Origin of the sequence: Metaclostridioides mangenotii (assembly GCF_017873185.1) — a bacterium.
GTDB classification, from domain to species: Bacteria; Bacillota; Clostridia; order Peptostreptococcales; family Peptostreptococcaceae; genus Metaclostridioides; species Metaclostridioides mangenotii.
The window spans coordinates 435,053-449,772 of record NZ_JAGGJX010000001.1 but is presented as its reverse complement, the minus strand read 5'-3'; the positions used below and the strand labels follow the sequence as shown (position 1 = coordinate 449,772).

The 14,720-nt window shown below is 25.7% G+C and carries 19 protein-coding genes; 5 read left to right on the top strand and 14 right to left on the bottom strand.

The features are described 5' to 3' along the window. Nucleotides 1–187: 187 nt before the first annotated feature. From J2Z43_RS02185 to J2Z43_RS15390, 3 genes are all read right to left on the bottom strand, one after another. Nucleotides 188–1,933: a hypothetical protein gene (locus J2Z43_RS02185; protein ID WP_234925936.1), complete on the bottom strand. Its 1,746-nt coding sequence runs from the start codon at nt 1,931–1,933 to the stop codon at nt 188–190. 231 nt (nt 1,934–2,164) lie between these two features. After that, nucleotides 2,165–2,536, bottom strand: coding sequence for an HNH endonuclease (locus tag J2Z43_RS02180; protein WP_209455646.1), 372 nt, complete (start codon nt 2,534–2,536; stop codon nt 2,165–2,167). Nucleotides 2,537–2,629: 93 nt separating this feature from the next. Continuing rightward, on the bottom strand, nt 2,630–2,824 hold the full coding sequence (locus J2Z43_RS15390; RefSeq protein WP_408631518.1) for a DNA polymerase thumb domain-containing protein: 195 nt from the start codon (nt 2,822–2,824) through the stop codon (nt 2,630–2,632). 122 nt (nt 2,825–2,946) lie between these two features. Between J2Z43_RS15390 and J2Z43_RS02175 the strand changes: the two genes are divergently transcribed. Beyond that, complete coding sequence (locus J2Z43_RS02175) at nt 2,947–3,534, top strand: accessory gene regulator ArgB-like protein (RefSeq protein ID WP_209455645.1); 588 nt, start codon at nt 2,947–2,949, stop codon at nt 3,532–3,534. Continuing rightward, entirely contained in the window at nt 3,531–3,677 is a 147-nt protein-coding gene (locus J2Z43_RS02170) for a cyclic lactone autoinducer peptide (protein WP_209455644.1), read from the top strand. The genes J2Z43_RS02175 and J2Z43_RS02170 overlap by 4 nt, the downstream gene beginning before the upstream one ends. 50 nt (nt 3,678–3,727) lie before the next feature. Here J2Z43_RS02170 and J2Z43_RS02165 read toward each other — a convergent pair whose 3' ends face one another. From J2Z43_RS02165 to J2Z43_RS02160, 3 genes are all read right to left on the bottom strand, one after another. Next, on the bottom strand, nt 3,728–3,886 hold the full coding sequence (locus tag J2Z43_RS02165; protein WP_209455643.1) for a hypothetical protein: 159 nt from the start codon (nt 3,884–3,886) through the stop codon (nt 3,728–3,730). Nucleotides 3,887–4,177: 291 nt separating this feature from the next. Continuing rightward, entirely contained in the window at nt 4,178–4,312 is a 135-nt protein-coding gene (locus J2Z43_RS14975; RefSeq protein ID WP_268828381.1) for a hypothetical protein, read from the bottom strand. A gap of 83 nt (nt 4,313–4,395) precedes the next feature. Then, nucleotides 4,396–4,782 (bottom strand): VOC family protein, encoded by a 387-nt coding sequence (locus J2Z43_RS02160; RefSeq protein ID WP_209455642.1) that lies wholly within the window; start codon nt 4,780–4,782, stop codon nt 4,396–4,398. 435 nt (nt 4,783–5,217) lie between these two features. Here J2Z43_RS02160 and J2Z43_RS02155 point away from each other — a divergent pair, with 435 nt between their 5' ends. Genes J2Z43_RS02155 through J2Z43_RS02145 form a run of 3 tightly spaced genes read left to right on the top strand, consistent with a single transcriptional unit; the run spans nt 5,218 to nt 6,312 of the window. Beyond that, nucleotides 5,218–5,541 (top strand): hypothetical protein, encoded by a 324-nt coding sequence (locus J2Z43_RS02155; RefSeq protein ID WP_209455641.1) that lies wholly within the window; start codon nt 5,218–5,220, stop codon nt 5,539–5,541. A 42-nt stretch (nt 5,542–5,583) separates the two neighbouring features. After that, nucleotides 5,584–5,895 carry a hypothetical protein gene (locus tag J2Z43_RS02150; protein WP_209455640.1) on the top strand — a complete coding sequence of 104 codons (312 nt, stop codon included), beginning with the start codon at nt 5,584–5,586 and terminating at the stop codon, nt 5,893–5,895. A gap of 6 nt (nt 5,896–5,901) precedes the next feature. Beyond that, nucleotides 5,902–6,312 (top strand): tyrosine-type recombinase/integrase, encoded by a 411-nt coding sequence (locus tag J2Z43_RS02145; protein ID WP_234925935.1) that lies wholly within the window; start codon nt 5,902–5,904, stop codon nt 6,310–6,312. Nucleotides 6,313–6,686: 374 nt separating this feature from the next. Here the strand turns inward: J2Z43_RS02145 and J2Z43_RS02140 are convergent, their stop codons facing one another. From J2Z43_RS02140 to J2Z43_RS02105, 8 genes are all read right to left on the bottom strand, one after another. Beyond that, nucleotides 6,687–7,520, bottom strand: a complete 834-nt coding sequence (locus J2Z43_RS02140; RefSeq protein ID WP_209455639.1) for an HNH endonuclease — start codon at nt 7,518–7,520, stop codon at nt 6,687–6,689. A 428-nt stretch (nt 7,521–7,948) separates the two neighbouring features. Continuing rightward, nucleotides 7,949–7,999: a hypothetical protein gene (locus tag J2Z43_RS15385; protein ID WP_408631517.1), complete on the bottom strand. Its 51-nt coding sequence runs from the start codon at nt 7,997–7,999 to the stop codon at nt 7,949–7,951. 124 nt (nt 8,000–8,123) lie between these two features. Beyond that, nucleotides 8,124–9,833, bottom strand: coding sequence for an RNA-directed DNA polymerase (locus J2Z43_RS02130; RefSeq protein WP_209455638.1), 1,710 nt, complete (start codon nt 9,831–9,833; stop codon nt 8,124–8,126). A gap of 564 nt (nt 9,834–10,397) precedes the next feature. Continuing rightward, entirely contained in the window at nt 10,398–10,805 is a 408-nt protein-coding gene (locus J2Z43_RS02125; RefSeq protein ID WP_209455637.1) for a DUF6946 family protein, read from the bottom strand. 53 nt (nt 10,806–10,858) lie between these two features. Continuing rightward, the gene (locus J2Z43_RS02120) at nt 10,859–11,521 is read right to left on the bottom strand and encodes a hypothetical protein (RefSeq protein ID WP_209455636.1); all 663 of its coding nucleotides are present in this window, start codon (nt 11,519–11,521) and stop codon (nt 10,859–10,861) included. A 94-nt stretch (nt 11,522–11,615) separates the two neighbouring features. Then, entirely contained in the window at nt 11,616–11,954 is a 339-nt protein-coding gene (locus J2Z43_RS02115) for an ATP dependent DNA ligase (RefSeq protein ID WP_209455635.1), read from the bottom strand. A 372-nt stretch (nt 11,955–12,326) separates the two neighbouring features. Then, nucleotides 12,327–13,052, bottom strand: coding sequence for a CPBP family intramembrane glutamic endopeptidase (locus tag J2Z43_RS02110; RefSeq protein ID WP_209455634.1), 726 nt, complete (start codon nt 13,050–13,052; stop codon nt 12,327–12,329). 70 nt (nt 13,053–13,122) lie between these two features. Next, nucleotides 13,123–14,580, bottom strand: coding sequence for an ATP-binding cassette domain-containing protein (locus tag J2Z43_RS02105; RefSeq protein ID WP_209455633.1), 1,458 nt, complete (start codon nt 14,578–14,580; stop codon nt 13,123–13,125). Nucleotides 14,581–14,720 lie beyond the last annotated feature (140 nt).

Genomic DNA, 14,720 nt, shown 5'->3' with positions numbered 1-14,720 from the left:
GAACACATCTGTTTATCTTTGTATTAAATGTACTTTAAAAATTAGCAAGAAAAATTAATCATTTTTTCACCTCAAATTTCGAATTTTTTATCATTGTACTATTGTACGTGGAAAAAGTCAATAAAGAGTGAATCAAGAAAAGCTTTTTTAATAAGTTTATTTTACAAGTAGTTTATATTTTTTAATATTATAAATCAAATAAAGTTATTTCTGGCTCAGGTGCAAAGTCTTCTAATCTTTTCTTAGCTAAATTAATATACCAATACTTATCTAGTTTAGAAGGTATTTTCATATATACTATATTATCATTTACTATAAATACCCTATCTGGTGTATTACCTATTTTCTCAGGACTTTTAAAGTCATCTTTAACCTTCATTATACAAGGATCACTTGCTAATTTACTTGCAAACACCCTTATTACTTTTAAGTTTATCTTCTCTTGTCCATATAAAGCATATTTATAAGCACCAGTTATTTTAACGCACTTTTGAAAATCTATTAGATTATTACAATTTAAAATAGTATCTTCTATGCTTACGTTATTAATTAGATATTCTTTTAATGCTTTATTAACTATAGGCAAATCATTATCCAATAAACTTAACGTTTTAACATAAGCTCCTTTACTTTTTACTTTTTTATCAGCTTGTATAATTATATAATTATTAACATCTTTTTGAATAACTTTTTCTATCATATCATGGTCTAAGTCCATTTTTGTTCTCTCACACCAATCTTCACAAATCTTTAGATATTTATCAACATCTTCTTTACTATTGAATCTAAACATAACACCATCTGTATTACACTGTATAAGCTCTGCTTTATCTTCAAACTCAAGTTCGACTTTTTCAATAAAATCAAGTAATAATAATTGACCGTTTACACATATTGCATTTCCAACTTGAGGATCGTATAAATAATTTTTTCTATCCTTTGATGCTCCAAAAACTGAGTTTAATAATATTTTTAATGGATATTCTTTAGGATCTTTATTTTTTTTAAGTTCAATTCTAGTATCTCTTATTTGTTTATATTTTTTAGGTTCTGATACATTCCTACTTAGTAAATTGTAGTTAATTATTATTGATGGATAAAATGAGCTTACATCACTATTTATAATAAAACCTTCTTTAATATATTGTTTTCTTGCAGAATGAAGCCCTCCCCATCCGAAGTCTGTTTCTAGATTATATACATTTGTTTTTAGACCTTTTTTATAATCTCTGTTATTAAAGTCTTCATACCACTTTTTTACATAGTCATATTTACTTAGCTTTAGTGTATTTATTATATTAAAATCAAATTCATCATTTCTTTCGAAATTTGGTCTTTTAGCTCCCAATATTGAACTACTTAATTGAGCTTTTGATTTATTAAAAAATCTTTCTTCTAAGTTAAAGTAGTTTATCAACGCTTCTTGAGCTTCATATTCATGTTTTAATTCATTAAAAACCTTTAATGTCATCTTAACATCGTGTAGGCAATAACTTGTTAACTCTTCTATTTCTTCTTTATCTGGATAAGTTTCAAGGTCAAAAGATACACTACTTTCTACTATACTTTCTCCCATAAATAACTCTAGCTCTTTAAGACTTTTAAATCCATCTCCTAATTCAAAGAAGAATAACTCCTGGCTATTTAAAGATCTATCTATTTGCCATCCCGAAAGTTTTTCTTTTATAATTTTATCTGATACCATACAAGGGTTTAGATTTGTAAGTAAAGCCTTCATAATCCATTGGTCGTATCCTCTTATATTGTATCCTAGCCATATACTATTTCTATTTTTATTAAACACTCTTAAAAATTCATTTCTATCATTAACTATAGTATGTTCTAATCCACTTTTTACATCTTTCATACAGCACATCCAGAAGTTAGCATTTGATAGAACTTCAAAGTCTATGACAATTAGCCTTTTATTCATAATGCACATCCTTTTATGTTTTCTTATTTGTTATAATATAATTATAACCCATAGTATAAGTTATTAACTAGGGTACTTTTTATATTTTTAAGTTTTCATAATTTAATACATCACTTACAATGTCTTTATAAAAATCACGCTCATGACACACTAAAATAAAACACTTTATATCTTTTAATGCTCTTTTTAGTTCATTCTTTGCATATATCTCCTATACCAATACATATATTTTTAAGTATGAATTATTTGTTTATTTAAATTTGACAAGTGTTCAATATCTTTATCTAAATTAAGAATATGCATTTTCATATGACAATTAGGACATAATGCCACTGTATTATCAATATCGTCATCCCCTCCCTTAGATAACCAAATAATATGATGAACTTCTAAATACGGTTCATTGCTTAAATTCATAAAGGGCGCCTTTTCTTTACAAAGTTCACAAAAACCTTTTGCTCTCATTTTTGTATACTCTATAATTATTTGATTTCTGCTATGGGTCTGTGAAATTACATTTACTGATCCTGCTTTACCTTTTACTTTTTTAGCATTATCAATAATTTCTTCTGATTTAAGCTTTTTTATCTTCCTTACTTTCATTTCACTATTTTTTTCAAATACATCCTTTTCTATATTAGGTAAACCATAAGTGCTAATTAACGTTAATTTGAATAAGCTTACTGGGGAATTATCTTATCCATTAGCAAAACTCCAAAGTTCTACACCTCTTTTACCTAATGTATTCTTTAAAAACTCTGGCTTTGTATTTGATAAATCTCCTATAGTGTTTATATTGTATTTTAAAAATTTCTTTTTAGTAGCTCGACCAACATTTAATAAGTCCTCGACATAGGTATTAACAGCATTAAAAAAGCAGTTGACAAATATAATGGTGAATTAGTAATAGAAAAACTTGGAGAAAATTTAAGTATGTCTATTCTTTTACCTTTAGCTGATTTGCAAATTCAATATTAGTTAAAAGGTATCTACATAATTTGGGGGCGTTATAAATGATTAAATCGTGTGCAGACAAGGTAACTTCATATCTAATTGAAAGAGAAACAATTGAAGATGAAGAATTTGAAATTTATTCATATGGTTTCGAAACATTGATAGCTTTTGTAGTTAATATAGCAGTAATATTAATTATAGGATATATGTTAAATAAATTTAATGAAACACTTTTATTTTTATGCTTTTATTGTCCTATAAGGCAATTTTCTGGTGGATTTCACGCAGAAAACTATCGAAGGTGTCTATTAGTTTTTATTACGTTGTATTTATCTAATACATATATTTTAGATAAACTTATGAATCTTAATACAGATATATTTATTACAATTATATCAATAATAAGTTATGTTGGGATAGTATTTTTATCTCCTCAAGAGCATAGAAACAACCCTTTAAGTAATAAAGAAAGAAAAAAATATATAAAAATTGTTACATATTTAAGTAGTTTTCTTTTAGTAATATCTTTTTTCGGCATTAGATACGCAGTTACATATGAATACGCTATGTATGCATTTTCTGTAATTGTATGTATTTTTATAATGTTAATATTAGGTATATTAAAGAAAGGAGTGACTAATTTATGAAAAGAAGTAAAAGTTCAGTAGTATTGCAAAAAGTAGGATCATTAGCACTAAGTACAGTTAAGTTATCAGCTAATTCAACATCAGGATTTTTATCACACCAACCAAAAATGCCAAAAGATACACAAAAATTTAAAAAAAAATAGCTAAAAATAAAAAAGTGGTTAGATTATTTATGCTAACTGCTTTTTTATTATTAATTTCTTACTACTGAGTCTTGGCACTCATTGTTATCTCTCTTGAGTGCAGCCCTACGAAGTATATTCCATTCATTTAACCTATAAGGTCTATAGTTCTTTTGAATACTAAGTAAAGACTTAATCTTTATTAGTAATTCAGGTGTCATTAAGTTCATTGGATCACCTACCTTTCATTAGAAATCTTTATGATTCTTTCTAATTAATTCCTGAATCATATTAGATATATGTACATTTATTTCATCAGCCTGTTCTTTAGTTAGCTGGTTACCTTTGTAATATAGCGTTACTGCTTCAGCTACGTAGTTGCAAAAGTAATAATATGAAAATGTATCTTCAGTAAAGTTTTTAAAACATCCTTGTATTATAATGGCGCAATTTCCTTACTTGTCTTACCTTTTAATATATTTACTCGATTTGTTTTAATCATTCTATACTTAGTACCTCCTTTATATGTCATACTTATTTTTATTGTACTTCCTTTCTACCTTAGAACTCTTAGGTATCTTCCCCATGCCCTTACTTATCTCTCTTAGTTCCATGTTAGGTAAATCTATAGTCATAAAAATTTTTTCATTACTCATTACCTTCTCCATTTATTGCATAAAAAAAGAACCCGATTCCTAGAGTTCTTTTAATTTTATTATTTAAGCGAACGTTTTTTGTACTATTTTATGTCAGCAAAAATTTCGTGTATATTACCATCTGGATCTGCAAATAAAGCTGTTCTTTGATTCCAGGGCATATTTTGTGGTTCATTAATAGGTCTTGCTCCAAGAGTAATTAAACGGGCAAACGAATCATCTACATCATCTTGATCTTCACATGGAAAAGCTAACTCGAAAGCTTGACCAGATATTTTTTCCTTAAAATCTTTGCTATAAATATCCATAACGCTTCGTTTACTGATTGCAAATCTTACTCCTTTGTTATTAAATTCAACATAACCTCCAAGATCTTCTATAATCTCGAAGCCAAGTACTTCTTTATAAAATGTCTTCATTTTATCTATATTATTTGTCCAGATTGTAATTAGATTAATTTGCGCCTTCATGCAAGTATTCCTCCATATAAATTATTATAGTTAGTTTTATTTATTCCATTATATCATTCTTCTTTGATACAATTGTCTCATTTTATAAAAAGGCAATAAAGGTTTAATATATTTTAATATTTCTCAGTTATACCATTAAAATAAAAAATTGAATTATGATTTAAGAAAAATAATAGGTATCTTTTATACTACTATTTAATCAAAAGAAGGCAAGCTTCAGGAATTGCACCTGAATTAAATACTATAACTCGCATGCACTGACTAGACAAGTCCTTTTAACTTAATCTAGCCAGTTATGAAATTGTATGTAGTGGAATATTTTTCCACAATACAATTATCTCATATTTTCAATGGTAAAATAGGCAATAAAAATGCAATTTAATATTTTATAAACATTCAATTATATCGATAATCATTCCCAGTTATTCCCTTTAAATGACCAGTTATGTCAAACTTATTGATTTATTACATTTAATATACTACTCTTTTATTAAATATATAGCAAACTTATCTTTTACTAATACTATATCAGGCTCTTATCCAATTGGATCGGGTAATGTTGCAAATAGTTTAGGGGTGACAGTCGGAAAATCTAAATCATACGCTGCAACGTATTCTATTTCAGCTCCTAAAGGCAAAAGAAAAATGATAATTTTTAGACCTAGATACAAAACTTATCAAGTTGTACAAAGATACTATGCTAAAGGTACTTTCACTGGTAAAACTGCAACAGCAACTGTTAAAGTATTTGACAATTGAGATTTTAGTAGTAAAAATTTATAGAATCTAAGAGGTAAAAACATGAAAAAAGTAAATTTAAATGAAAAGGAAAGTAGGGTTTTATCGTTATTTTTTTTAATATTGAGTATAATATCACTTTTAATTCAATCAATTACTTTTTTATTAAGTAAATTGATATATATACTAGCAGAACCAGATATAGTATATGTAACTTTATTAGAAAAATGGTTAGACTCTCTTCCTTCTTTAACAAAATTAGCAACTTTTTCGCCGGGGATAATTGCCATAATTTCAATGATATTATCTGTTTATATGTTTGTAAAGGATAAGTACCTATGTATGAGACAAACGGAAATAAGACATATACGATAGTAGAACATGAGCCTAAAACTGATAATTCAATTAGAACTACCCCCCCTTCCTAATGATATACTAATAAGATTAAGGGAGTATAAGAAAGAGCAAAATACAATGATATTAAAAATGGGTGCCTTATATATAAAAAATGATTATGTATTTGCTGATGAACTTGGCCAACCAATTAATCATCAAAGGCCTAAAGATAATTTAAGAGCGGTATTAAAAAAACTTGATATAGAACCTATTAAATTTCATGGACTAAGAAAAACTTATGCTACAAGATTATTTGAAAATGATGTACCTCCTAAAACCGTGCAAGCTCTTATGGGGCATAGTGACATATCAATTACTATGAACATATATACTGAAGTCATGGAAGAAAAGAAATATGAAGCGGTAAATACATTAAATAATATATTTAAACTATAAAAAAGACCCAAAACTGCAGATTAGTTGAAGGTCTTTTTTTATATTATTTTAACTAGCTTTCCGCTAGTTGTGTTATGGTTGTGTTAATTTAGATATATTCAGAAATATACAACTACTACGAATGTTGTTATTTCAATATATACAAATTACTTCTTAGTTATTTCAGTCATTCCACCCATGAATATTATACAGAGTTAAGTTTATTATACATAATATTAAAATGGTAAAATTTCAATATTTCTTAGAAAGTATTTTTTAATTATAGGCAATATTTTTGGTGTTTTTCATTTCTAATTGGGTTACTGTTGGGTTATTTGCAGTATCAAATATTTAAACTTGAATCATACTTATCTCCTATACCAATACTTATATTTTTAAGTGTGAATTATATATTTATTTAAATTTGACAAGTGTTCAACATCTTTATCTATATTAAGAATATGCATTTTTTTATGACAGTTAGGACATAATGCCACTGTATTATCAATATCGTCATTTCCTCCCTTAGATAGCCAAATAATATGATGTACTTCTAAATAAGGTTCATTGTTTAAATTTATAAAAGGTGCTTTTTCTTTACAAAGTTCACAAAAACCTTTTGCTCTCATTTTTGTATACCCTATAATAATTTGATTTCTGCTGTGGGTCTGTGAAATAACATTTACTGCACCTGCTTTACCTTTTACTTTTTTAGCTTTATCAATAATTTCTTCTGCTTTAAGTTTTTTTATCTTCCTTACTTTCATATCACTATTTCTTTCAAATACACCCTTTTCTATATTAGGTAAACCATAATCACTAATTAACTTTAATTTGAAAATCCATACAGTTCTATCGATTCCATCTTCCCCCTGCTGAATGGACTGATAAGGTTCCCCAATTAAGTAAACCTGCCCTATATATGTATAACGTTTCTTTTCAAACACTTCAAACAAATGTATTTCTACCGTATTTTCATTACTTAAAGCTAAGGTTTTATTTTGCATAAAGTCAAGGCTTTGGTCCCCATTTTTCCCCATACCAGTATAATGAAATTCATTTTTATACCACTTATCTTCATATAGCCCTTTCGTCTCATCTGAGATTAAAACAAGAGTATTAGTGGAATTTGATTTTCTCATACAACCCTGTCCACTGCATGCAAAAGCCTTCATTATATCATCATTCTGTAAAACATCTCCTTGTGACAAGCCAAATCTATTTTTCATGGGCTATTCTCCTGTTACTTTATATTTTTTAAAGTAGCATCTTAACTACTAGTCATATTACAGTTATTTAAAATTAATCTCAGAATAATAATTCATATTTATTATAACTAAATTTTACCATATATTGTTATAAGTACAAAGCTATCAATTTTCATTTTCTTAACCTTAAACTATCTGATTACGATATGATTGTGGTTTTTTATAATAAAATAGGATTGCTCATCAAATATGATTAAGCAATTCCACTTTATTCATCATTATTAATTTTATATTGGTGGAGACGAAGGGAGAAGTAACTTAATTTTTTATTTAACTCCTCTAACTCCTCCATCTATGTATTTCCAAGCATTACACATAAGTATTTTATATATTCATATTTATTTATATTATAGTGCTGTTTAGGTGTGTCATAGGTGTGTTTTCTAATTTTACACACCTAACAACTCTTTTTTCTTAGTGTTAAAATCGTCCTCTGTTATTGCTCCCATATCTAACAATTCTATTATGTTGATCTAACGAGTTTATATTTTGGTTTTCTTTAACAGTTGCTGCATTTTTGTCTTTTTTGCTACTCTTCATGTTAGCTAAAGATTAATCCTACTATTATTTATACCTAAAAAACGATATATCGTCTTTTAATAGTTGTTCATAAAAATTACTTAATATAAGATTATTCCCAACATTTTTACTCTGCACATGAATTATCATAGGAGATTTAACTTTTTTTAAATATTCTAGATTGAAAAATTCTGATCTTGATTTATCTCTTGAGTATTTATCATATAGATAATTCTTGTATTGCTCTTCAAACTCTAATTTTTTTTCTTTCTTTAACTTATAAAATAATTGGTATTTAAACAACCAAAATTCATTATTCCATGTATATGAATTTGACAGTTTAGATTCAATTGTTTCAAATAGTTTATTCCAGTCTATATTCTTATTTTTTAGATATATTTCTATGCTTATTATCGAATTGAAATCATCCTGTGTTTTAATAATTTTTAATAAAATTGGTTTATCTAAAATGTAACCAATCTCTAATTTATAAACTATACTCAATATAGCTAATAGCTCTTCATTATATTCTAGTTCAATATATTGTTTTACATTCTCATGAACTTGTTCTTTCATATTCATTATACTTTTACCTATATAGCTTAATATATCTTGCTCATTTATAACCTTTATAAAATCCAAGAAATAAATATATAATTGAGGCCTCATCAAAACAAGATTAAATAAATATTTCCATATATCACCTTTCCACGCATCTTTACTTAAGTGATTATTTTCATATGCTTGTATAAGAGCTTTAAATAATAGCTTTAAGGATCCTTTTTTTCCTTTTTTTTCTTTGATTAATGAATAGTCTATAAAATCATAAATTATTCTTCTTTCTTTAGATATAGTTAATACATCATAATTTTGCTTAGATAGCTTTATATATGTAAAATAATCATCTACATTTTCATCAATATCAAAAGGAAATATATCTATTAAATTTTTATCTTTTTTTATTTTTAAATTTAATTGATTTAGTTCTTTATTGAGTGTATTATAAAATTCAATTTGTTCCCATTCTCTACTATATGCAAGTTCAAAATCATCAACATACCTAACATATCTAAATTTAGATAATTTTTCATCAACTTTACACATATATATTTCAGAAATTAATCTTGATGTGAATGGTCCAGTTGGTATACCATGAGTTTCCCCATATTGACATTTCTGAATTAACGAATCCATCTGATTGTAGTATTTGTCTTTTTCGTTTTTCTCCCTTTTAGCTTTTTCTTTTCCTTCTAGTACCCATGGAATTGAATGTGTATATATGCTAGGATAAAAATTTTCTATATCTGTCCTAAATATACGTCTGTTGCCTAATCTATTTTTGTATCTTAATATCTTGCCATGTAAATAACCTTTATTATAAAATTCATTAGATAATGACTTAGTGCTACTCTTCAAAATATCTATGTATTTTTCTTGATATTCATTGATATGTTTACATAAACAAATATAGGAATATATGTTAGGATATTTAAATATCCTTCTTTCTTCATCATTTTTATATACAGAAAAGATAATAGGTTCAGTTTCTTTATTATTATTTTTTAGCTCTACTTTATCTATTATTTTACTTATGCTGTTGTACAGGTCATTGCAATTGAATATGTCTTTATGTATACTTGTTGAAGTGTACTTTAAATCCATCTCGCATATATCAGTTTTATTTTTAGCTTTTTTAAAATCAAAGTAACCATATTTTATTAAATAATCTAGTGTAAAATATTTTTTTATTTCCATAAATTTTCTCCTAATTGTTATTTAAACACAAAAATGTATCGATAAATTTTGTGAATAATTCTTTTGCGTAATATAACGATGTAAATGAGGAGATGTATTCAATTTTTTATTAATTAATTTACAAGTAAGAGTAAATATCAAAATTGTAAATTAATATTAACTGCTCTGCTAAATCAATATAAATTATTTTATAATATTTGCTAAATTTATAGATCCCCTAAAATCGTTTTTTTAAATTCATCAACCTATATTATAACAAATATATGGAAAAAATTTACATATATATAATCTGTATGCAGTTGGGTGATTCCTCGCTGTACAGAATAATGTCCGAGTCTATATCTTAGATTATCAATAGTCTCATCTATTTAAGATTAATTATACTTCTATCTCGATATACTTTATGTAAAAATCTATCCCTGGATATCCTGGTAATTTATATGAATCATTTATCTTGAATTTTTCTAAACTTTTAATAAAATATATTATATCCCTATGATTTTTTTAATATTATAACATCCTTCTTTTTTAAGTGTGAGTATGATTAAAATTGCTTTAACTGTATTAACTTTTAATTCTTATAAGTTTGTTTTCAGATATATTTTCCAGTTCTTTTGATACAAGTTTACCTAACTCTTCATCTGTTTTGGCCTCAATGCTTATGACAGCCTGAGAATCTTGTATAAATAGTATATCATGATTACAACCTTCACCTCTTCCAACAAACTTAGTAACTGCTTCTGGCTCCCCATAAAATATTTTTTCTTTATTACAACCTATTTCTGACAATATTTCTTCAATTTCTTTTGGTATATATCCATTCCCCGCCAATATGTACTTTGCTACTTCTTTTGCACTTCTTCCATCTTTCCAATGAGTATCTACTTTTTTAGGCGGTGCAAGATTACGCCAGTCCTTTAATGAGTCTATGTTACAATCTTTTTTTTGTAGTTTCAATTTATATATTCCCATATATATTCTCCCTTAACTTAATTTCACGATATTTACCTCTTATTAATTTCTTCTTATTTTCTATATTTATAATTATAATTTATAGTTTTAATTTCTTCCTCAACTTCATTTATTAATTCTTTCTCATTATCTAAAAGGTTTTTATATGAATTTTCAATTAAATCTATTTCACTTAATTTTAATATTTCGGGTAATATTAATTTATATGAATCAAATGATTCCTGATCGTCAAATTCAAATCTATTATAATGACTACTTAATAATAAATTTGATAAAACCACTCTACCACTAAGACTAAGTGTATCATAATTATGCAAATTATATGGATTGTAGATAACTTTATTAATAGAATTAAGAGCATTATCTAAATTTAAATTATATTCTTCTATTGATGTATGAAAATTTTTTAGTTTTATATATATATTTTTAGGTATTGAGAATGATCTTGAATCATTTAATATTTCAAATAAATCTTTATAGTTTATAGAATTAATAGAAGTATCTATAGAGCTAAAACTTATATTTGGCATCGAAAAATCAATTAAGCTGTTATGATTCTTAGAAACTTCATTATAAAGTGGCTCATATGTATTAATAAGTCTATCAATATTTGACTTAGATCTTAATTCTTTTTTAAAAGAAAAATTCGCTCCAATAATTGTAAAAATACCACCTATAATCGCCCCAATTAACGCTGATATAACTTCTGTGTTCATATTTCCCTCCAGTTTTAATATTCTAAGAAAAATATACCACATTAATATGTAAAATACTATTTAAAATAAGAGTAGCTTATTACGCTACTCGTATTTATTCTCTACATTCATTTGGTAATTTATCTTCTCTTATTCCCTTTAATACTGGTTGCCTTAATGAACCTTTATCATTTGGCATATGCTCTACTGTACATACTAAAGTTGGCTCTAGCCAAACCGCATCTTCGTTATTAGATCCAGTAGGTACGTACTTAATTGGTGGTTCACTAACTTTTTTATATTTATACTGATTAAGCTTTCTAAGACTAACACCTAAAGTAACGTGTCCTTTATATACTAACTCATTATCTTCATTGTATTGTGCAATTATTAAACTAGTCATGTTGTTTTCTTTTAGTATATAACCGCAAATTACGAAGTTCTCGTCCTTCATGTATTTATTTTTTATCTAGTCTCTACTCTTTTTATCAAACCAATACTTGCTGTGCTTATCTTTTGCAACTATCCCTTTAAGCTTCTTATGATTATATAATTATAATTATGTTTGATAATAAAAAATCTAGGGATCAACCCCTCGATTAACATAATTATTTACTGTATAATTATATCTTTTATAGTACATTCATAGACCTAAGATATTCTTAGGTCTATATAAAATTTCTTTTTATTTTTTACTTTTATCTATACTCTTAGCAGACCCAATATAAATTGTTCTTGCTTCATCATTTCTAAATCTATAACACCCCGACTATTACAAAATCAAACTCACGTTGGTTTTTAACCTTAACTTCATGATAGGTTAAGGTTAAAAAATAATAGCTACTAAATTAAGTGTTAAATTAACTAAAATATGTAAAATAATATTATATTTGATATCTTTTGTCTTTATATAAATAAACCAAAATGATATTGAGTATACAATAATCGTTAGAAATGCCATAAGTAATGATAAAAAAACACTTATATTTAGTGTAGCAAATGTATTATAATGCAACAAAGAAAATAATATTGCGTTAATTATAGCTATAAAATACTCATCTGACAATTTTTCTACTTTAAGCGAATTAATTGCTATATTATTAAATATACCTCTAAAATATAGTTCTTCTAAAATAGGTGCAACTAATATCATTTTAAACAAGAAGTTATACTCTAAATTATATTCTCTTGAACCATTATTTATAAGAATTTCTTTAAATACATTTGATAGTAATAACCAAACATATGCAAAAGCAATAAATAGCAAAATCAATAATAGTAACATATTTTTTTTATTAAAATGTAATAAACTATTTATAGAAACTTTTTTATACATACTATTTATGATCCCATCATTATATACTTTAACAAGTATAAAAATAATTATAGAAAAACAGAGTGTACTTAGTAAGTTTCCTATGATTTGATTTGAAAATAATTGATCAATTGAAATAACTTGCTGTGTAAATAAAAAAAGAATGTTAATGAATAAAAATATTAATATTGCTCCGCAAAAATTTAAAAAATACTTTTTAAAACCTGAATAATCCATACAGATCCCCCTTTAAAGCTAATAACAAATTGTATTAGATATTAAGCAATTATACTATTTCTTTAATATTTTAAATCTCTAGGTTGTTAAAAAACAGTTGTTTATAAAGTTCGCAATTAAGCAGCAAGTCTTCATGATTTCCTTGTGATAAAACTTCTCCATTATTAATTAATATAATATTAGATGATTTTTTAATTATATTATTGAACCTATGTGCAATTATAAGACCTATTTTATCTTTGAAAATTTTTATATACATATCTTCTATTTCTCTTTCTGTAATCACATCTAAAGACGCATTTGGTTCATCTAATATATATAAATCCGCTTTTTTTGCAAAAGCTCGAGCTGTAGCAATTTTTTGCCACTGACCCATAGAAATTTGTCTACCCTCATCAAACCAAAAACCTATTTGAGAATCTAGCTTGTCCGAATTTTTATTTAGTATTGAATCTATTGAGAATTTTTCTGATATATCTTCTACATACTTTCGATCTTCAATTTTTTCAATATTTCCATAGGCAATGTTATCATAATAAGAAGCTTCATACTTTGAAAAATCTTGGAAAAGGGTTCCAATAAGGGACATATAACAATCCTTATCTATTTCCTTTAGTTCTATTCCATTTACAATTATTTCTCCTTCATAATTAGGATAAAAACCCATGAGTAACTTAATAAGCGTTGTTTTCCCTGAACCGTTAGTTCCTAAAATCGTATACATTTTATTAGATTCAAACATTAAATTTATGTTATTCAACGTATAATTATCACTATTTTTATATTTAAAATATAAATCTTTTATTTCTATAGTCTCAATAGAATCTATTTTTACTGAACCAGTTCTTTGATTAGTAGGATAATTTAAAAAATCATATAGCAAATCAATATATAAGGTTTCCTTCTTTATTTTCGCTACAATACTGAGCATTCCTTGTAAATTTTCTTTTACTTTCATAAGAGAATTTGTATAAGTCATTACATTACCAATAAGAATGATTTTAATATATCCACAATATATTATATAAACAAATATAATACCATCTATTATTTGTTCGATTATCGAAATAATAGTTAAGAACAGATAATATTTTTTCATAAGCCCCATATCTTGTGAAATAAACTTTTTGTAAAGAGTCTTATACTTTTCTATGAAAAAATTCCCTAGTTTATTTAATTTAATTTCTTTAAAGAAATCTTCTCTTGTTAAAAGGTAACTTAAGTACCAAGCTTTTCTACTCTCATTGGTCCTATTTTTTATAATATTAAATTCTTCAATATTATACTTCCTAGTAACATAATATTTAACACATGGTATTATTAGCACAGGAATAATAAGCCATACTCTGAAAGTTAGAAGGATAAATAAATAAGATATTAGATTTATTGAAATTCTCAACAATTGAATAAAATTATCAATAAAATTAACAGTATTGCTAATTCCCTCGTCTTCAGATCTTTGAATCATATCATATACCTTACTATCTTCAAAATTATGTAAATCAAGTAAACTACATTTTTCTAACAAATAGGTCTCTAGCTTCAAATGAAAATTCCTTGTAAATTTACTTTGATATATGTCAAAAATATTTGTTTGAAGTATTAGTATCACATCTAGAATAATATAAAAGACAATATTTTTTATTATAATATCAAATGTACTTAGCC